Origin of the sequence: Desulfovibrio psychrotolerans (assembly GCF_013340305.1) — a bacterium.
Classification (GTDB): Bacteria; Desulfobacterota; Desulfovibrionia; order Desulfovibrionales; family Desulfovibrionaceae; genus Halodesulfovibrio; species Halodesulfovibrio psychrotolerans.
In genome coordinates, this window is record NZ_BLVP01000007.1 from 44,470 (window position 1) to 63,103 (window position 18,634).

At 61.2% G+C, this 18,634-nt stretch carries 16 protein-coding genes; 1 reads left to right on the forward strand and 15 read right to left on the reverse strand.

From position 1 onward, the window contains the following. Positions 1-118 precede the first annotated feature (118 nt). The 3 genes from HUV26_RS06325 to HUV26_RS06335 all read right to left on the reverse strand — a co-directional run bounded on the left by HUV26_RS06325 (position 119) and on the right by HUV26_RS06335 (position 4,367). Positions 119-2,203 (reverse strand): PAS domain-containing sensor histidine kinase, encoded by a 2,085-nt coding sequence (locus HUV26_RS06325; protein WP_174409279.1) that lies wholly within the window; start codon positions 2,201-2,203, stop codon positions 119-121. Beyond that, positions 2,187-3,350, reverse strand: coding sequence for an iron-containing alcohol dehydrogenase (locus HUV26_RS06330; protein WP_174409280.1), 1,164 nt, complete (start codon positions 3,348-3,350; stop codon positions 2,187-2,189). The genes HUV26_RS06325 and HUV26_RS06330 overlap by 17 nt, the downstream gene beginning before the upstream one ends. An 87-nt stretch (positions 3,351-3,437) precedes the next feature. Beyond that, on the reverse strand, positions 3,438-4,367 hold the full coding sequence (locus HUV26_RS06335) for a LysR substrate-binding domain-containing protein (protein ID WP_174409281.1): 930 nt from the start codon (positions 4,365-4,367) through the stop codon (positions 3,438-3,440). A 126-nt stretch (positions 4,368-4,493) separates the two neighbouring features. On the opposite strand from HUV26_RS06335, the gene HUV26_RS06340 reads away from it, so the two are divergent. Beyond that, complete coding sequence (locus HUV26_RS06340; RefSeq protein ID WP_174409282.1) at positions 4,494-5,225, forward strand: hypothetical protein; 732 nt, start codon at positions 4,494-4,496, stop codon at positions 5,223-5,225. A 250-nt stretch (positions 5,226-5,475) separates the two neighbouring features. On the opposite strand, the gene HUV26_RS06345 is transcribed toward HUV26_RS06340, so the two are convergent. The 12 genes from HUV26_RS06345 to HUV26_RS06400 all read right to left on the reverse strand — a co-directional run bounded on the left by HUV26_RS06345 (position 5,476) and on the right by HUV26_RS06400 (position 18,571). Further along, complete coding sequence (locus HUV26_RS06345; protein ID WP_174409283.1) at positions 5,476-6,585, reverse strand: EF-hand domain-containing protein; 1,110 nt, start codon at positions 6,583-6,585, stop codon at positions 5,476-5,478. A 332-nt stretch (positions 6,586-6,917) separates the two neighbouring features. Continuing rightward, positions 6,918-8,624, reverse strand: coding sequence for a single-stranded-DNA-specific exonuclease RecJ (gene recJ / locus HUV26_RS06350; protein WP_174409284.1), 1,707 nt, complete (start codon positions 8,622-8,624; stop codon positions 6,918-6,920). Between the two features lie 104 nt (positions 8,625-8,728). Next, positions 8,729-9,604 carry an HDOD domain-containing protein gene (locus HUV26_RS06355; RefSeq protein ID WP_174409285.1) on the reverse strand — a complete coding sequence of 292 codons (876 nt, stop codon included), beginning with the start codon at positions 9,602-9,604 and terminating at the stop codon, positions 8,729-8,731. A 167-nt stretch (positions 9,605-9,771) separates the two neighbouring features. After that, positions 9,772-10,827 carry a tetratricopeptide repeat protein gene (locus HUV26_RS06360; protein ID WP_174409286.1) on the reverse strand — a complete coding sequence of 352 codons (1,056 nt, stop codon included), beginning with the start codon at positions 10,825-10,827 and terminating at the stop codon, positions 9,772-9,774. A 37-nt stretch (positions 10,828-10,864) separates the two neighbouring features. After that, positions 10,865-11,563 (reverse strand): orotidine-5'-phosphate decarboxylase, encoded by a 699-nt coding sequence (gene pyrF, locus HUV26_RS06365; RefSeq protein WP_174409287.1) that lies wholly within the window; start codon positions 11,561-11,563, stop codon positions 10,865-10,867. Continuing rightward, entirely contained in the window at positions 11,556-12,152 is a 597-nt protein-coding gene (gmk, locus tag HUV26_RS06370; RefSeq protein ID WP_243451308.1) for a guanylate kinase, read from the reverse strand. The genes pyrF and gmk overlap by 8 nt, the downstream gene beginning before the upstream one ends. Positions 12,153-12,241: 89 nt before the next feature. Next, the gene (locus HUV26_RS06375; protein WP_174409289.1) at positions 12,242-12,496 is read right to left on the reverse strand and encodes a DUF370 domain-containing protein; all 255 of its coding nucleotides are present in this window, start codon (positions 12,494-12,496) and stop codon (positions 12,242-12,244) included. A gap of 7 nt (positions 12,497-12,503) precedes the next feature. Further along, positions 12,504-13,385 (reverse strand): YicC/YloC family endoribonuclease, encoded by an 882-nt coding sequence (locus HUV26_RS06380; protein WP_174409290.1) that lies wholly within the window; start codon positions 13,383-13,385, stop codon positions 12,504-12,506. A 380-nt stretch (positions 13,386-13,765) separates the two neighbouring features. Then, positions 13,766-15,229, reverse strand: coding sequence for a tRNA (N(6)-L-threonylcarbamoyladenosine(37)-C(2))-methylthiotransferase MtaB (mtaB, locus tag HUV26_RS06385; RefSeq protein WP_174409291.1), 1,464 nt, complete (start codon positions 15,227-15,229; stop codon positions 13,766-13,768). A 233-nt stretch (positions 15,230-15,462) separates the two neighbouring features. Continuing rightward, on the reverse strand, positions 15,463-16,962 hold the full coding sequence (locus HUV26_RS06390; protein ID WP_174409292.1) for an SH3 domain-containing protein: 1,500 nt from the start codon (positions 16,960-16,962) through the stop codon (positions 15,463-15,465). Positions 16,963-17,081: 119 nt separating this feature from the next. Beyond that, complete coding sequence (locus HUV26_RS06395) at positions 17,082-17,414, reverse strand: hypothetical protein (protein WP_174409293.1); 333 nt, start codon at positions 17,412-17,414, stop codon at positions 17,082-17,084. A 227-nt stretch (positions 17,415-17,641) separates the two neighbouring features. Further along, positions 17,642-18,571, reverse strand: coding sequence for a LexA family transcriptional regulator (locus HUV26_RS06400; RefSeq protein WP_243451295.1), 930 nt, complete (start codon positions 18,569-18,571; stop codon positions 17,642-17,644). Positions 18,572-18,634: the final 63 nt, after the last annotated feature.

The following is an 18,634-nucleotide window of genomic DNA, read 5'->3' on the forward strand; positions in this document are numbered from 1 at the left end:
CAACGCGACCCCCGCCCGCCGCAGCACCTCGCCTGCGGGTCTTCCGCCCTGCGGTTCCGGCAGCACCATAGCGGAATGCGCACGCACATGCTCCGCGCACGGCGTTACATCCGGCTCCTCATGCCCCCGTTGCGCCATTGGGCCCGTCCGTTCCGGAACCACGTGTGCCATTGTTACCCGCCGCCACGGAGCCTTGCTCACCGTTCCGCACCGTCATACCTGAATCATGCGCGCCGGTCTGCACCGTCATACCTGAATCATGGGCGCCGGTCTGCGCTGGCGTACCTGGATCATGCGCGCCGGTCTGCGCTGGCGTAACAGGACCACGCGCCCCGGAACCACGCCCGGCCATAGGCAGCAGGATGGTAAACCGCGTGCCGCTCCCCGGCTCCGATTCCACCTCCATGTGCCCCCTGTGGTTTTCCGTGATGATAAAATAGGAGACGGAAAGCCCCAGCCCTGTCCCCACTCCGGGGTCCTTGGTGGTAAAAAATGGCTCGAACACCCGCATCTTCGTCTGTTCGTCCATGCCGGGTCCATTATCTTCCACCTCCACCAGCACATGACGGCCGCTCACACCGGGCGTTCCATCCCCCTCATACATGCCCGTACGCAGCACAATACGCGGCCCCTCGCACGCCACCATCGCCTGCGCAGCATTGCGCAGCAGGTTCAGCAGCACCTGCTCAATCTCCGTGCGCGAACAGGTAATGGGCGGCAGATCAGCCGCGTACTCACGAACAATGTCTATGTGCCTGAAGTCAAAACTCTTTTTCAGGTCATAATCCGTAGATGCCAGCCGTATGGTGCTGTCCACAATTTCATTTATATCATGCGTGCTGTGCGCTGTTTCGCTCTTGCGCGAAAAACTCAGCATATTGGCCACGATATCCGCCGCGCGCACAGCAGAATCACGTATGCCTTCCAGCATACGCATAATCTGCCGTTGCTGCATGTAGGCGTGCACGGAATCCAGCGGGCATCCCACTGATTCCGCCGCCTGCACGTTGGCGGGCAATTCCGGCGAAAGCCTGCGCAAAATGTTCTGGGCACCCTGCAATATGCCGCCCAGCGGGTTATTTATCTCGTGGGCCATGCCAGCTGCAAGCCCCCCGACTGACATCATTTTTTCCGTCTGGATCATCACCTGTTCCAGCCGCACCTGCTCTGTCACATCATCCAGCCGCACCACCGCCCCGGCTGGCGCGCCACCAGCCTGCGCAGGCAGTGGAAAAATAGTCACATTCTCAAAGCGCAACCTGCTCCCGTTACGCACCTGATTCCGCGCAAGGCTTACCGGCTGGTCTGTCTCCATGGCCCGCCACACATCGTCCATCAGATGCGCCACCCTGGGCATCACCTCCGCCAGCGGTCGTCCCAACGCGGTCCTTGCGTCCGTGCCCGTCTCCACCGCTGCCTGCCTGTTCCACTGCACCACGTGCCCCTGCGGGTCCACCCCCACAAGAACGGAAGGCATGGCGTCCAGAATATTGGCCAGCAACAGGCGCAGCGAACGTTTCTCTTCCATATCCTCCAGCCGCTGACGTATGTCGCGCGCCACGATCACGGCATATCCCACCCCGTCCAGTTCATGCAGGCTTGCCGTCACCTCCACCGGTATCTCCGGGCACCCGAAGCGCGGCAGCATGGTCTGAAAGGTCACATGCTCCGTACGTTGCCGATGCGCGGCAAACAGGCGGATCTCTTCCGCCATATTCCAGCCCAGCACAGACTCCACATCCAGCATGTCCAGCGGAGTGCTGCCCTGAAAACACCCCATGGCCGCGTGGTTTGCATGCACCACACCGGGCGGGTCCAGCCGCATAAGAAAGATAAAGTCCATGGCGTTGTCCACCAACACCTGAAACCGCTCAAGCTCCGCTATCTTGCGGCGCAGTTCTGGGTAATAACTCTTGCGCAGCGAGCGTTCCCCAAGCCCCATAAGCTTTTCCAGTTCGGCATGGGAATCTTCACCGCCTGCGTCTGCTTCCGGGGTATCTGCTGCCTCCCGCCCTCCCGCCTGAAGGGCAGACGCATTTGAACCGGGTGCACCGGACAAGACAGGCTTTGCGGACGGGACAGGCACATCCTCCCCGCTCGCGTCGCCGGACGCAACCAGCGCATCCCCTTCAGGGTCTCTGTCCGGCCCGGCGCCTGCCCCGGAAAGTCGCCCCGGCAGAAGCGGTCTACCACGCCTCTTCATACAGACCTTCCACTTCCCGCTGCGTGAACACACGCGGATTCGTCAACATACAGGCGTCTGCCATGGCGGTCCTCGCCAGCCGGGGAATAACCTCACGGCTCATCCCCAGCGCACGCAACCCCTGCGGAATATCCACCTCTCTGCCCAGCGCGTCTATGGCCCCGCACAGGGCTTCTTTCACGGCGCGGTCATCCCTCTTCCTCACATCCACCCCGAATGCCTGAGCTAAGGCACGGTATCTGTGCGGCGCGGCATCAAAATTGGCCTTCACCACATACGGCAGCACAATGGCATTGCACTCACCGTGCGGGGCGTCCAGCACCCCGCCCAGGCTGTGCGCCATGGCGTGCACCGCTCCCAGTATGGCATTGGAAAAGGCATATCCGGCGTGCATAGAGGCGCGCATCATGCCCTCGCGGGCCACTGCGTCCAGCGGGTTATGCACGGCCTGAGCCAGATGCTCCCGCACAAGGCGCACGGCATCCAGCGCAAAAAGATCGGTGGTGGGCGAAGCAACGGTAGAGGCGTAGGCCTCAACGGCGTGCGTCAAGGCATCCATGCCCGTGGCGGCGGTAAGGGCGGGGGGCATGGAATAGGTGCATTCCGGGTCCACCAACGCCACATCAGGTATGGCGGCCTGCGCCACAATGGCGATTTTCACCTTCCGCCCCGTGTCGTTGATGATGCAAAACTGCGAAATATCGGCGCTGGTTCCGGCGGTGGTGGGTACGCAGATCATGGGCGGCCCCGGCACCTCCACCTTGTCCACGCCCTCGAAGGAAAGCACATCCGCTCCGTTGGTGGCCATAAACCCCATGGCCTTGGCGGCGTCCATGGGGCTGCCGCCGCCTATGGCAATAACGCCGTCGCAGCGGGCTTCCAGAAACGCCGCCGCACCACGCCGCGTCTGGCTGTCACGGGGATTGGGCGCAATGTCGTCAAACACTGTGGTCCGTATACCCCGTTCATGGAGCGGCGCAATAAGGGCATCCACCAATCCTGTGTCCCGCACGCCCTTATCCGTCACCACAAAGCAGTGCCCGAGGCTGAGGTTTTGCACATATTTGGTTAACATGTGTCGCGCACCGTTACCGAAGATGACCTCCGGCGCGGCAAATTTCCGCAAATCATGCACAGTGTCAGACATCCCCGCAACCTCCTGCGCTGATGGTTACCCTGTCACAACGCTAACACAATCTTCGCGGCTGTGATAGACGCAATATCCCAAACTTCTTTATAAGTTGCCGCCAATCTCCTTGCATCCCTCATGCTCCGGCACTTCATTGGCATACCGTTGCACCTCGTCCAGAAACCGCAGCAACGCTGCGGACTCGCCCGCCTTCTTCCACACCACCCGCAGTTCCGGGCGCGGCAGGTCTCCCACAAGCGGACGATATGTCACCCCAGGCCGTCCGGCAGCACTCACGGAAGCCGGATGGATGGAGCAGCCCAGACCTGCAGCCACCAGTGCTTTGCCGGTTTCTATGCGCGCCACGCTCTGCACCACATCTGGCACCACTCCTACGGCGCGAAAGCTGGCAATGAGCGAATCATGCAGCAACGGGTGCGCCTTGCGCGGGAAAAGAATGAGCGGCACCCCGGCCAGGCGCTCAAGGGGAATCGCCTTCTCCGCCGCCAGCGGATGTCCTTCCGGCAGGCACAGCATGAACGGCTCCTTGCGAAAAAGCATACTCTCCAGATGCATGGGCACCCCGCGCACGCAGCTTATGAGCCCCACGTCCAACTGGTCCGCTGCAATCATCCGCAACTGGTGCGCCGTGGAGAATTCCCACAAATCCATGCGCACCTGCGGGTACCGCTGCCGAAAAGCCCGTATGGCCTGCGGATACCCGGTCATGAGCGCGTACCCCATAAACCCCACGCGCAGCACGCCCTCCTCACCTCTGGCCACCGCCTGTACCCGTCGCACCGCCGCATGAACACGGGCTACAATGTCCCGCGCGTCCTCCAGAAACGCCACGCCCTCAGGCGTCAGCGCCACCCGGCGGCTGGTGCGGCTGAACAGGCTCACGCCCAACTCTTCTTCCAACTGCCGTATCTGCTGACTGAGCGGCGGCTGCGACATATGCAGCCGCTGAGCCGCCCGCCCGAAATGCAGTTCCTCTGCCACCGCGATGAAATAGTTCAGATGCCTCATTTCCATAATTGATACGTATAACATATCAATTATGAATTAAAGCGGTATTAGACATATCAATCATCAGGGCGCATTGTCCGGCAAGCCTCATGTACTTCCTAAACGTCCGCCGTGGACACAAGGAGCCCCCTCATGGCAACCCCTGCACTGCCCACCTTCACCCGGCTTATGGCTTTGATGGATAGGATGGCTGCGCCAAGCGGTACCCTCCGCGGCAGGCGTATTTGGCCCCGCCTGCTCTGCCGCATGGGCATTTCTGCGCTCATGCTTATTGCCCTTTCCTGTCCGGCAGCTTTTGCCGCGTCACCGGCTGACATGAAGAAGGGAACGGAAGATATGGCAGAGAAGACTGATACCACATACCTCCCGGCTATGCCCGGAAGCGCAACCCACGCCGATACACGGGACGGGAAGCGAGATGAGACAAGAAGTGGAACACGAGGTGGGACAAGGGATAGGGTGGACAAGGCGCAGCAGCTGAAAACGCTGCCTCCTGTCTCCGTTGCGTCCAAAGGAGATGAAGCGGACGGCCCGCATGCTCCGGCCATGTGCCTTGCGCTGGATGCCCACGGCGTGCTGTACCTTGCTGATGAGGGCACGGGCACCGTCCGCTGCATCACCCGCGATGGTGAATCTGCCGTGCTTGTACGCGGCCTGCGCGGGCCCAGCGCCGTGGCCGTGGACCACAGGCGCTGGCTCATGGTGGGTACCCGATACGGAGAAATCTGGCGCATAACGCCTAACGGAGAGGCCACACTGATTGGCAGCGGTCTGCCTGCAGTGCTCTCGCTCGCCATAGACCGCGACGGCGCTGCCCTGGTCGCCACACCGGAAGGCACTGTGGTACGTATTCCGGCGGACTGACATCCGAACCGGGCAGAAACCATTCGCCGTCCGCTCGCACTGCACGGCAGGCGGGAGAAATTATTTTTTCAGGCCATCCGGATGTGTCAGGAGGCAAGACCGGAACATGTTCAGCCCTTATACCCGGAAATGCCTACAGAGGCTTGACGTGAAGGCCTGACCGTCTGAAGCAGTGCGGCAGATGGCCGATCTGCATCCTGCGGGCGGACAGTCTAATCAGGCCAATCAGTCCAATCAGCCATCAGCCTGATCAGCCCAGTCCGGCAAACACGGTCCCGGTCATGGGCATGCCCCGTTCACGGTATGGCCGCCCTGCGGCGTCCATACCTGCCTCGGTTCCGGAAGCCCCAGCAGCATCCGCTATGCGGTCACTGTAGGCGTCCATGGCCCTTCGGAGCAACCATGGCGGAGCGGGCCGCGTTGCCGCTGCTCCCTGCGTCCGTTCCCCGGCGTCAGCCATCTCCTGCGTAATGTATGCCGTGTCCGTGCCCGGCGAGCTTCCGGCATTGCGCCCGCGATGCCCTGTGGTACCTTTGGCACCGTTCCGGCTGCCCGTACTTACGGCTCCGGCAACACCAGTCCCTGCGGTGTTACCCGGCCCGTTTGATTCGCCCGGGCCTCCCACGCCATCGGGTGAATCGGGCGCAGCAGGCGCACTGGACACATCTGCCAGCCCTACACGCTCAAACCGCAGTTCACCGCTGGCGGCCATGGAACGCGCCTTGGCAAGGCCGTGCTCCAGAACAGCCTGCATCTCCTCGGCGGAAACCACGCCGTCCCCGTTCAAATCCTGCGTCACTGAAGGACCGGAAGCCTTCTTCCGTTCTTCCTCACCAAGCGGATACGTTCCCTTGCGGTCGTCTCCTTCCGGCGGACTGTCCCCGTCCGCGGCGTTGCGCATGGCCGCTTCCAGCCCGCCATCGCCGCCGCCCATGGCCTGAACAAGTTCATCCTCGGTCAGGAAGCCATCGCCATCCTTGTCGCAGGCATCAAACTCCTCGTCGGAGAAAGAAGACTCCGCACGGGAAATCTTGCCGTCCCCGTCCGCATCCTGCTCCTGTATGATGGCGGCAGCCATGCGGCGCAACGCAGGGTTATCTCCCTTGCCGCTTTTTTCCAGATGCGCCGCCAACTCTTCCGGAGAAACAACTCCGTCGCCGTTGGTATCCAGATCGGCAAACCGCCTGCGCGACATGCCCAGTTCAGACGCGCTTAACGCACCGTCCCCGTTCTCGTCACGGTCCGCCAGCAGGTTGCGGGCCATCTCCCCGTAATCCGTCTCCCGTGACAGCCCGCGGGAAAGCCCGGACTGCCAGGTTCCGGTAAATCCTTGCGATACATCTATTCCGCTTACACTCATGGCATCCTCACGTCGTTGCCCCTTCCGGGTCACCGTTTCCATGCGGCAGAAACTGCCGATATCGGACAACGTGTGAGAATAAGCAAAAAACGGTCCGCAAGGGACCGTTCCGCATGATGGCTAAGAGTTTTTTGAATTGTTTCGCCTCCGGGGTGCAGGGAGCTGAGCCCCCTGCACCCCGCATAAGCGAGGTAAATCCGTTAGTTGACTTCAGATTCGGCTTTACGGAAATACAGTTTTTCGAAAAACAAGGTTTTTCAGCTAACTGGAACGGTCCGCAAGGGACCGTTCCAGTTCATGTTCAGTGAATTTTGCCACAAAGGGCGGACGCGCTACTCGGGCTTCCAGTCCTTGATGCGCAGATCCACGGTGGCTCCGCCGTTGTAGCGGTCTATGCGCGGGGAGTAGGCAAGGCGAATACGCCGTCCCTCAATCTGCGGCGACATCTCGTCCGCCATGCGCCACGCCTTGGCATGCAGGCTGATACCACTGCGCGTATCCAGCAGTTCCAGCTTGAGATGTTTACCCGCAAACACGCGCCGCGACTTGACCACAAGAGGAGGCGAGGCAAACACGGGTTCGCTGTTGCCCATGCCGAAGGGCTGCATCAGCTCCAGCTCTTTCAGCAGGGTGTAGTCGGAAGCCAGCTCAAACCCCATCTCGCCGTCCACACGCAGGTGCGCCGCCAGCGGCTCCGTGCCGATGGTCTTCTCCACAATGGCTGCAAACCGCTCACGGAAGCTGTCCAGATTGCCGGGCGGCATGGACATGCCCGCCGCAAGCCTGTGCCCGCCGAATGTCGTGAACAGGTCTGCGCATTGAGTGAGCCCCTCGTGCAGATGAAATTCGCCTATGGACCGCGCAGACCCTTTCACGGCCTCCCCTTCCCGGCACAAAATGCAGGTGGGCCGGTTATAGGCATCCACCACGCGTGAAGCCACAATCCCTATGACCCCGGAGTGCCACTCATCGCCATAGAGCACCAGCGCATTGCGGTGCAACTGCGCCTCTGCCTGCCGCATGGCCTCGGCCTGAATGCGCTCTTCGGTATTCTTGCGCTCCTCGTTCATGCCGTCCAGCAATGCGGCCAGCCGGCGCGCCTCTGCCGGGTCCGTGCACATGAGCAGGTCCAGTGCCAGATCGGCGCGCCCCATACGCCCTGCGGCGTTAATGCGCGGCGCAAGGCCAAAGGCCACCTGCCCGGCTCCCACAAACGCGGCGGGCGCATAGCCGGAAACCTCTTTCAGTGCCGCCATGCCTACACGCCTGCCTTCTGCCAGCACCAGCAAACCATTCTTCACCAGCACGCGGTTTTGCCCCGCAAGCTCCACCACATCGGCAATGGTGCCCAGCGCCACAAGGTCCAGCAATGGCCGCACATCCAGCCGCATGCCTGTTCCCTCGGCCAGCCGCGTATTCAGCGCGCACATGAGGAAAAACGCCACGCCCACTCCGGCAAGGGCGGGGCAGGGGCACTCGCGCAGCCGGGGATTGCATATGGCGTGGGCATCGGGCAGGCTCTCACCGGGCAAATGGTGATCGGAAACCACCACCAGCATGCCCAGTTCCCGTGCCCGTGCCACCGGGGCAAAATCCGAGATACCGCAGTCCACGGTCAGCAGCATACGCGCGCCCCTTTCATACAGAGCTTCCACACCCGCCACGTTCATGCCGTACCCCTCGGCCATGCGGTTGGGCAGGTGGTGCATGACAGGTATGCCGTGTCCCGCCAGAAAGCTCTTTACCAGTGCCGTGGAGGTAACCCCATCCACGTCATAGTCTCCCCACACGGCAAGGGGGCGGTTCTCGCGCAATCCCTGCGCCAGCACGTCCGCCGCCTCTTCCAGTCCGGGCCACTGGCACAGGGGAGCAAGAAGCCGCAGGTTGGGACTCAGATATCCCTGCACGGCCTCACGGCCCTGCATGCCCCGCTGCCATAGCAGACGGGCAAGAAATTCTGATATTTCCAACGATTCCGCATAGGCGGAAATATCCTCCGGGACAGGGTCAGATGAGCGGGAAAGCCAGACCTTGGGCAAGAATAACTCCGTTGCGCATACCGCGCCATCAGGTGCAATCGGGTGCAATCGGATGCAATCAGGTGCAGTCAGGCACCATCAGCCACCATCAGGCGCAGGACAGGTTACAGAAGGTGGGAAACAAGCGCGCGGATGTGCTCGGCATCCAGCCTGCTATCAAGCTGCTGTTCAAACCGCTGCGCATCACGCACAAAGCGCCTGAGCAGCGCAGAAGCGTTGTCACTCAAAGCTATACCTCCGTCCTGCCTGCTGTGCAACAGGGCGTCGGCTGTGTAGAGTATGGCCGCACCACGCTTATGCGAGGCGGCCAGATGTGGCTGATGATGCCAGCTTATGGGCTCGGTAAGCGCCTCAGGCAGATTCCAGTAGGAAAGCACATGGGCGGCGATGACCGCATGGTCCACGCCCCAGTAGCGGTCTTCAGCCTGCACATCCGAAAGACCATCGCGCTCCCGCATGTTGCGGATGGCAGCCCATGTGAGCGGCCTGAATGCGGCGATAAACAGTTTGCCGAGATCATGCAGCAAACCGGCAGTGTACAGGGTGTCCGGGTCCACCTGCTCGCCTGCTTCCATGGCGTGACGGGCGATAAGCCGCGCGGCTTCGCCCACGCTCACCTGATGCACCCAGTAATCGGCAAGGGCAAACTGCCGGGGCAGCTTTCTGCTTGCCGTCACATCAGAAATACTCAGTGAAAGCACAAGGTTGCGAACTTCTTTCATGCCCAGAACAGCCACGGCACGGGAAACGGAAGACACCTCGGACTGCAGGCCATAGTATGCCGAATTGGCCATGGAAAGCACCCGCGCCGCAATGCCCTGCCCGCGCGATATCGTCTGTGCCACCGCCTCCAGCGAGGCGGGAGAGGTATCGGATGTCTGGGAAAAAAGCTCACGCAACTGGCCCGCCTCGTAGGGCAGTTCCTGCATGCTCTGCAGCAGATCGCTCAGAAATTCCTGCGCTTCAAGATGATGCTGCATTATTCACCCCGCTCCCGATAAACCACAGAAAATCGCTCTCCTGCCTGCCCTTATGTTTCTCTGCACAGCGGCATCCGTTCATGCCAGCCCGGTGCGGGCATTCGGATACACGCAGAGTACGCCTGAACATTCACAAAAGCGCAGTTTCCTCCCCCTGAGAAAACGCCTTAATCGATGATAATGGGAGCGGATTTCCCGGCCTTCTTCTCAGCTTCCTGTCCGGCCTGCGCTTCACCTTTTTCCGCGGCAGATTTGCCGGGCTTTGCAGCGGCGTCTGCATCGGCGTGCGCGTTACCCTGTTCCGGGTCCTGCACGGTCGCCTCTGCGCCGGAAGCCCCCTCGTCCTGCGCCTTGCGCGCCTTTATGGCCTGTGCACACTTCACCAACTGGGCGTCCACATCGGCTGCCTTGTCTCTGGGCACCAGTTCCTTCTGTTTGAGCCACATAAGAAACTTCACAGCGGCATCCAGCGCAGGATTCAGGGCAAGGCAACGGAAAAGATAATCCACGCAGGCGGCGTAGTCCTGCTTGTCCAGACATACACGGGCGATATTGTAGAACAGGTTTTCGTCTTCGCCGGAAAGTTCCAGCGCCTTGGCATAGTAGTCCATAGCCTGCGTGTGCATCTTGTTCTTGCGCAGGTTGATGCCGAATTCGTTGAAAAGATGCTTGTGCTCCTCGTCAAACGCGGCCTCCAGCTTGACCAGCCGCTCAAAGATATTGTCCGCCTTGTCCGTCTCGCCCCTGTCCAGATAGGTCAGGCCGAGCCCGAAGTTGGCGCGCACGTTCTCTTCGTCCACCTTAAGGGCATTTCCGTATTCGAACTCGGCGCTGAACCCCTCGCCCCGCTGGCGATGCCGGTCGGCACGGGCAATGGTTTTGTTCAGCTCCTTCATCTTGGGGAACACGGTCTGCACATAAAATTCCGGTTCCGGCTGAAACTTCTCGATAACGTCTTCCAGCGTCACGGTTCGTTTGGGACCGGAGGGAACATAATTGGCATTCAGCGGCTGTATCATGATACTGCCATCCGACTCCTCCACAAACCAAAAAGCCTTCTGCACGGTTTTCCGCACAGTGGTGCCCGCGCCCACCTTTTTGACTTCCTGCGTGGAGAAAATGCCCTTGATGGGCTCGCGTCCCTTGCCCGCCTCAGAGTGCCCCGCTTTTGCACCCTGTTCCTTCCGGTCACCCTGTATTTCCTGCCCGGTCAGTTCTGCCATATCCGCTCCCAAGGGTCTGCGGGCCTGCTGCCCGCCGTTATTCCGCCACCCGCATGGCCTCCAGAATCTCCCGCGCCGCGCGGGCAGGGTCTTCGGCACCCGTTATGGGCCTGCCTACCACAAGAAAGTCCGAACCCGCTTTCACCGCCTCGCCCGGCGTCATGGTCCGCCGCTGGTCATCACCTGCGACATGCGGCCGTATTCCCGGAGTAAGACAAAAATATGATTTTCCACAACTCTTTTTTATTTCCGCCACCTCGTGCCCGGAACAGACCACACCGTCCAGACCCCAGGCGTGCCCCGAAACAGCCAGTTGGCGTACGGTGTCATCCAGCGAACCGAAACCGGCGGACAGGTCTTCCTGCGCCATGGAGGTAAGCACCGTCACCCCAAGCAGCAGGGGCCGGGGCCCTGTTTCCATAGCTCCCTCGCGCAATCCCTCCACGGCGGCGCGGGCCATGCGCTCTCCGCCCATGAGATGGATGTTCAGCATATCCACGCCGTGCCGCACGCCGGAACGCACCGCACCTCGCACGGTGTTGGGTATGTCGAAGAACTTCATGTCCAGAAAAACACGGAAGTCCATATCCTTCAACCGGTCAATGAGGTCCGGCCCCGTCGCCGTAAACAGCTCCAGCCCCACCTTTACCCACACACCGGAACCACGCAGCCTCCCGGCCATGGACAGAGCCTCATCAGCACCGGGATAATCCAGTGCCACCACAAGCTCAGACATCGTCCCTCCAATCCTTCATAATGCGCCCCACAAGGCCGGGATGACACGCTGGCGAGAGGGTTGCCGCAAGATAGGCGCTGCGCAGTTCGTCATACGCGCGGTCCAGTTCATCGTTCACAATCCAGGCGTTGAACCAGTGAGCCTGCTGCATTTCCTTTTCCGCATTGGCCAGCCGCTTGGCGATAACCGCCTCCGAGTCCGTGCCGCGCCCGCGCAGACGCCGTTCCAGCTCGCTGCGTGAAGGCGGCAGGATAAACACATAGCAGCCCTGCTTCAGGCTGCCCTGCAACTGGCTTGCCCCCTGCACGTCTATATCAAAGATGATGTCCCGGCCCTCTGCCAGCTTCTGCAAGGTGGCATCGCGCGGGGTGCCATAGTAGTTGCCGTGCACCTCTGCCCATTCGGCAAAGAATCCCTCTTCACGCTTTGCAAAAAATTCCTGTTCGGAAACAAACACGTAGTCCCGCCCGTGCACCTCTCCCTCCCGGGGCTGGCGCGTGGTGTGAGAAACGGAAAATTCAAACCGGGGAAACTCCGCAAGCAGCCGCTTGGTGAGCGTGGTCTTGCCCGTGCCTGAGGGGGCGCACATCACCAGTACGATGCCGGTGCGCTCGGCCTCCGCGCGTTCGCGCCGCGATGTCGGGCGCACGTCCGTGGTTTCCGTCGCGTCAAGCGCCATTATGCATCATCCTCCTGCGTGAATCGTTGCCCTACGGTCTCCGCCTGAATGGCGGACAATATGACGTGGTTGGAATCCGTGACCAGCACGGAGCGGGTCTTTCTGCCCTGCGTGGCATCTATGAGCCGCCCTTCCGCCCTTGCGTCCTCGCGCACGCGGCGCATGGGGGCGGATGTGGGGCTGTATATGCCCACAATGCGGTTCGCCACCACAAAGTTACCGAATCCTATGTTCAGAAGCCTGTTCGCCTTCATGCCGTCACTACTCCAGATTCTGCACCTGCTCGCGGCACTTTTCCATCTCGTTCTTAAAATCCACCACAAGGTGCGAAATCTGGGCATCCTGCACCTTGTTGCCGCAGGTATTTATCTCGCGGAAGCACTCCTGCAGGGTAAAATCCAAACGCTTGCCCGCATCGCCGCCGGACCGCATAAGCTCCTTCAGACGACCAAGGTGCGTGTTCAGACGGGTTATTTCCTCACTCACATCCAACTTGTCGGAAAGCAGGGTTATCTCCTGCAGAAAGCGCTGTTCGTCCAATTCCGACTCGTTGCGGGCAAGCACTTCACGCAGCCGCTCACGTACCTGGGCAAAGCGGTCTTCCTTTATCTGGGGCGCGCGCTCCTGAATCACGGCAGTCCATTCTTCCAGACGGACAATGCGCTCCAGCATGTCGCGCTCCAGCGCCACGGCCTCCGCCTCGCGCGAGCGGTTCCAGTCTTCAAGAGCATCGGCAAGGCCTTCTTCCAGACGGGTTATAAACGCCTCGTCCAGCTCCGCCCCTGCGTCATCCCACAAAAAATTCATGGACAACAGCCGGTTGTAGTCCGGAGAAAACGCATCACCCCGCGCCTGTGCAAACAAGGCAAGCCTGTCCAGCATGGCTGCAGCCTGAGGCGCATTAAAGGTCACGGCCATAAGCCCTTCGCGGTGCACCTGCAGGTTGAGCGAAATATCTACCCTGCCCCGCGAGGCAAACCTGCGCACTACTTTTTCGAACCGTGCCTCGGCAGAACGCACCATCACGGGCAGACGCCACTTCACATCCAGATGTCTGCTGTTCACGCTTCTGGCTTCCCATGTCATGGTAAAGCCGTCCCCTTCCATGAAGCTCCGTCCGAAACCCGTCATACTTCTCAGCATCGCACGCCTCGCAATATGGCAACGCCCCGCATCAGGCAGGGCGGTAAAAGGCTTGAATTAGGGGATATCCGAAATCCCGTTGGGGGCACCGCGTCCGTGGTGCATGTGTTTGTCCGCACATCTGCGCGGGCAATGGCACACCCAATGGTACGCCCAAAGGAATGCTCCCATACGCTACAACAGCCTGTTGTTCAAGCCGTACCCTAGCACACACCGCCTTTGCCGTCCGCTGTTTTCTCATGCCGCGCGCAGCGCAGCCGGGAACCTCCGGGCATGGCATCCGGTGCCGCCGTACCTGCGTTGCATTTTTACCAACCGTGCCAGCGTTACTTCTGCCAAACGCGCCAGCGTTACTTCATGCCAAGCGCGCCAGCGCTACTTCATGCCGGACGCACCAGTAACACCCCCTTACGCACGGCAACAGGCAAAGCCGCGCACATGCCGCGCGCACGGGCACCGGGGGGAAGTTCCGTAAACAGACACTCGGTATACATCTGCGAAATACCGCCCCGCACGCCGCCTGCCTGCGTCCGCGCAGCGTCTGCATCTTCACCCTCCCGCTCGCCCTCATCCCCGGTACCGGAGGCCTGCAGCACCACGTTCTGCGGCACACCGGCCGACACAAGCTCCTGCAGAAACGCGGCCTTCTTTTCCGCCACCAACTCCCGCAGCACTCTGGCCCGCGCCGTCTTCACGGCACGTTCCAGTTGTCCGGGCATGGCCGCAGCAGCCGTGCCGGGGCGTCTTGAGTAGGGAAACACATGGGCATAGGTCAGCGGCATGGTCCGCACCGCTTCCAGCGTGCGGGCAAATTCGTTTTCCGTCTCTCCGGGAAATCCGGCGAGAATGTCGGCTCCCAAGCCGAACAAGGGCCACACGCCACGCAATTCTTCCAGAAACGTCTGCAGAGAATCCACGGCATAATGACCGCGCCCCATACGCTTCAGCACCGCGTCATCGCCGGACTGCATGGAAATGTGCAGATGCGGTGCCACAAGACGCGATGCCGCCAGCGTGTCCAGCGCGTTGCGGTCCAACTGTCCCGGTTCGAGGGAAGAAAGACGCAGCCGCGCCCTGCCCGCCCACTCCCCGCCAAGCGCGTGCTCCAGCGTGCGCACAAGCATCCAGAAATCCGGCCGCCCCTGTCCGTTTCCCGTTTCCGGCAGGTCTCTGCCGTACTGACGCAAATTCACTCCAGACAGGATTATCTCGCGGAATCCGGATTCCAGCAGCGCACGCGCCTCGGCCACAATCTCCGCCATGTCACGGGAGCGCGACCGCCCGCGCGTGAGCGGAACAATGCAGTAGGTGCAGCGGTGGGAGCAGCCGTCCTGCACCTTCACCACGGCGCGGGCCCGGGAATACCCTGTAACGGCAAAGTCGGGAAAGCTGCTCGGAGTCGCAGGCGTTACAGACGGTGCACAGGAGCCTTCGATAAGGCGACCGACATCAGCCGATTCAGGCAATACAGGTTCCATGGCCGCCGCCCGTTCCGCAGCAGCACCGCCGGGCCATGCCTTAAGGCTGGCCTTTTCTTCCTGCGGCACCACAAGCGACACCCCCGGCAACGAGGCCAGTTCCTTGCGCATAACCTGCGCGGCACAACCAGTGATGACAATGCGCGCCTGCGGATTGTCTCTGTGCATCTTGCGCACAGCCGCCCGCAACTCACGCACCGCCTTGGCGGTCACGGCGCAGGAGTTTACCAGCACCACGCCGGCATCCTCTGCCCGGTTCACCTCGCAAAAGCCCCGGCGCAGCCATTCCTCGCGCAGGGCCTGCGTTTCATACTGATTGATCTTGCACCCGTGGGTAGACATGAAAAAGGAGAACGCTTCACGCATGCCGACTCCGGCTCCACGCCTCCATTGCCGTGCCCGCACGATGCGCTGTTACGCGCCTGACACATATAGTTCGGAATAACATTGTATCCTGCATACTTCACACGGTTCAAAACACAGCACGGCCAGATGCACGCACTGGCTGCCGTTCTGGCTGCCACTCAGATGACTGCACCGGCTGCCGGAAATCCTGCACCTCCGCATCGGTTCAGAAACGGAGTATGCACAACGAACAGCTAGCGGCGCTGTCCGCCGAAAGGCAGCACCACAAGCCCCATCATCCTGTCATAAAACCAGTCACGGCTCACGTCCGAGCGTTCCTCGGCAAAACGTACGGTGGTAATGACGGTTCTGCCCACCACAGCTCGGCCTTCCCTGCCTTCCCACTGGGTGCGTGCGCCCCATACGCTATGCAGCAGGAGCGGTTCCCCCGTCTGGGCATCCTGCCCCAGATACAGCCCTATGTGCCCACGGAACCAGATGAGGCTGTAGAACGGAATGCCCTGCTCCAGAATGATGTCCCGCTTGCCCGCCACGGTCATGCCTTCCAGCGAGACCAGCGTTCCGCCGCGCCTGCCCTGCTGGGCAGAATTACGGGGCAGCCAGACGCCAAAGACGGTAAGCATATCGCGCATGGCTGCGGAGCAGTCTCTGTTTTCCAGCATCCCACCCCAGCCGTACAACTGCCCCATCATACCGTTGGCTATGGTCGCCACGGCCTGCGCTGTGAGACGCAGCGGCAGACGCCCGGCAGCAGATGCCGAGAGCTCAGCCAGCACCATGACAGCGTTGCCGGCCACATCACGAGCAGGCACAAACACCGTGAGCGGAGCGGCCACAACACCGGAAGCGTCCGCCATCCCTTCCCGCGTAGTGCCTTCCGGGCTGCTTCCTGTACTGTCGATGCCACCAGACAACTGCTGGCCACCGCTTTCCGTCCCCGGCACCGCCTCTGCGGCTGGCACCAGCGGGAACACCGCGCCTATATGCGCCACGCCGGCAAAGGCTCCTTCCCGTGTACGCAAAAGCGTGCCGTCCCGCACAACAGCGGCGTACGCGCCGTTCCTGTAGGCGATGCAGAATGCCTCATCCGCCCAGCCGAAGGCGTCTGCGGGCAGCCAGCCGGAAACATGTCCCGCTTCCGCAAAGTACCATGCGCCATCCGCCGAAACGTGTGTCACCAGTACCGGAGTACCTATCCACACAGCAGAATTTTGCATGTAATCAAAGGGATACCCTTCGCCCGCATTGGACGGATTATAGAAAAAAGGCTTGTCCGTGGGCATTACCCGGAAGCTGGCATTGCGGGTCACAATGGCGCGGCGCGACAGGGAAGGATATGCATCGCTCCGCTGCATGGCCACCAGCGCCTCCCAACGGGCCAGCGACCATGGCTGCAGGTTTTCCGCATACCCTGTGCGTGCACCGAAAACAGAGGTGCCCCAGAAGGCGTCCGCCGCTGTAAAACTGGGACCGGTAGCCAGCCACGGAGCAAAGAACCGTTGCAGGAAACGGGTATACATTTCCTGCTGCGCTTCAAGGGAAACCAGTGGTTCAGTGGCCTTCGGCGGCAGATACGCCGCCGCGTTCTGGGGCAGGCGTTGCAGGTCGGCCACGCCATCCAGACGCACCGGCTCCACATCCCTTGCCGCACCACAACCGGAAAGCACTCCAACTCCCGCAGCAAGCACCATACACGCAATGAACCGCCCGCATATCCGCCATATTCTGGTCATGCTTTTCCTTCCATCCTCTTGTATACTTCCGCACCGGCAGGGGGCCGCTCACGTGCCGCCCCATACGGCATTCATTATTCCCGCACCGACAGGCCACGCCCATGGCCCCGTGTGCAGCACTACATACGGGCAGACTGTGCGGGTGGCAACCAGTCCGGGGGCGGCATGCTCCCTGCCCGGCTCCTTTCCCATACCATCTCCGGCTGCAACGCACCCCGCTCCCACGCTCCGTTCACGCCGCAGGCACACACAGCACGGCGCAACGGTTCCTTCTCCGGCTGCCTCTCCGCTGCCTGCGGGTACTCCACCGCCAGCAGGCCGTATACGCCCGCCTTGCAGTCACCGTCCCGCCGTGCATCAGAAGCCCAGGCCCGTGCCTCGCGCTCACTCGCACAAAGATGGAATTCCACATCGCCGTCAGGCCATACGCACCGCACCAAAAATTCGTTCATCTTCAGGCATTCCCCATACATTTCCGCCAACTGCACACTCCCGGCCCGTTCTTGCAGTCCGTCACTGTGCTTCTTCTCCACCCGCTGCAAAACCCGAAACACCGCGCCCGTGCAACAAGCCCCTTCCGCAGCAAACCGCGATACGGCATCGGCCCCACATAGCGAACAGACATACCAACGTCCTGCTTCGCACAAAATGTGCAAAACCTTCCGTGCCGCATCCGGACTCAGAACTCCTTGCCCGCCCAGATGACACGTCCGATTATCTCCCAGCTCAGGGATTCATCCGTCACATCCACCTCTATATCCTGATAAGCCAGTTCACGGTTGTCCCCCCGGAACAGATACCGCCCCGGAGCCCGGGAAAAACGCTTCACGTATATCTCGTCATGCACGCGGATAACGTAGATACGGTCCTCCACCAGCTCCCGGTCACGCTCGTTCACCAGACACATATCGCCGTTATGCAGGGTGTTTTCCATGGACCGTCCCATCACCTCCATAATTTTCAGGCGAGTGGTGTCCGTTGTTTTCTGCATTACCCAGTCCAGCCGGAAGGCATAGGCTCCCTCGCGTTCACCGCTGGTTTCCAGCGAACCGCCGCCTGCGCTGGGCCGGGCACGGGCCTTCTCCACCAGAACAAAGTCCTCGGCGAACTGCTCTTCATACGTCCGCTCAACGCGCTTTGCCCCGGCAGACCGACCGGGCAGAAGCGGCAGACTGCTGCGGTCCGCAGAAGCTGCCCGTCTGCCATCCATGCCGTCGGCATAGCCTGGCTCGTATGAGAATGGTCCGCCGCGCGGGCTGCCACCCACGGAACCGGCAGCCGCGGGGGGAGAAGCGGGAGAAGCGGGAGAACCACCGGGGTACCTTCCACCGGCAGGCGGTTCCGCGCCCCGTTCGCGCAAGCCTGCCCAAGGCGGCACAGGTGCCGCCTGCTGCAGCCACGCCTCATCCGCCATGTCCTCCAGATACTCTGTCACCCTGCCCAGATTAGCCCTGCTCGGGTGGCGTTCTCCGTTTTTCCAGGCGTACACGGTGCGCTCACTTACCCCGGCAATGCGCGCCAGTTCGGCAATACCGCCCACCAAGCCTATGGCCTCAACAATGAATTCCTGAATGCGCCAGTCAGAGCTAGCAGTATGCGTTGTATTCATATGCAGAAATAATAGCACATTAAGTGGAAAAGTAAATGCTTTTTTTGCACATTACGAGGTGAT

Bases quoted from the DNA above. Each gene is read 5' to 3' on its own strand.
- HUV26_RS06325 (WP_174409279.1), bottom strand. From the start codon at position 2,203: ATGAAGAGGCGTGGTAGACCGCTTCTGCCGGGGCGACTTTCCGGGGCA.
- HUV26_RS06330 (WP_174409280.1), bottom strand. From the start codon at position 3,350: ATGTCTGACACTGTGCATGATTTGCGGAAATTTGCCGCGCCGGAGGTC.
- HUV26_RS06335 (WP_174409281.1), bottom strand. From the start codon at position 4,367: ATGGAAATGAGGCATCTGAACTATTTCATCGCGGTGGCAGAGGAACTG.
- HUV26_RS06340 (WP_174409282.1), top strand. From the start codon at position 4,494: ATGGCAACCCCTGCACTGCCCACCTTCACCCGGCTTATGGCTTTGATG.
- HUV26_RS06345 (WP_174409283.1), bottom strand. From the start codon at position 6,585: ATGAGTGTAAGCGGAATAGATGTATCGCAAGGATTTACCGGAACCTGG.
- HUV26_RS06355 (WP_174409285.1), bottom strand. From the start codon at position 9,604: ATGCAGCATCATCTTGAAGCGCAGGAATTTCTGAGCGATCTGCTGCAG.
- HUV26_RS06360 (WP_174409286.1), bottom strand. From the start codon at position 10,827: ATGGCAGAACTGACCGGGCAGGAAATACAGGGTGACCGGAAGGAACAG.
- pyrF (WP_174409287.1), bottom strand. From the start codon at position 11,563: ATGTCTGAGCTTGTGGTGGCACTGGATTATCCCGGTGCTGATGAGGCT.
- gmk (WP_243451308.1), bottom strand. From the start codon at position 12,152: ATGTGCGCCCCCTCAGGCACGGGCAAGACCACGCTCACCAAGCGGCTG.
- HUV26_RS06375 (WP_174409289.1), bottom strand. From the start codon at position 12,496: ATGAAGGCGAACAGGCTTCTGAACATAGGATTCGGTAACTTTGTGGTG.
- HUV26_RS06380 (WP_174409290.1), bottom strand. From the start codon at position 13,385: ATGCTGAGAAGTATGACGGGTTTCGGACGGAGCTTCATGGAAGGGGAC.
- mtaB (WP_174409291.1), bottom strand. From the start codon at position 15,229: ATGCGTGAAGCGTTCTCCTTTTTCATGTCTACCCACGGGTGCAAGATC.
- HUV26_RS06390 (WP_174409292.1), bottom strand. From the start codon at position 16,962: ATGACCAGAATATGGCGGATATGCGGGCGGTTCATTGCGTGTATGGTG.
- HUV26_RS06395 (WP_174409293.1), bottom strand. From the start codon at position 17,414: ATGAACGAATTTTTGGTGCGGTGCGTATGGCCTGACGGCGATGTGGAA.
- HUV26_RS06400 (WP_243451295.1), bottom strand. From the start codon at position 18,571: ATGAATACAACGCATACTGCTAGCTCTGACTGGCGCATTCAGGAATTC.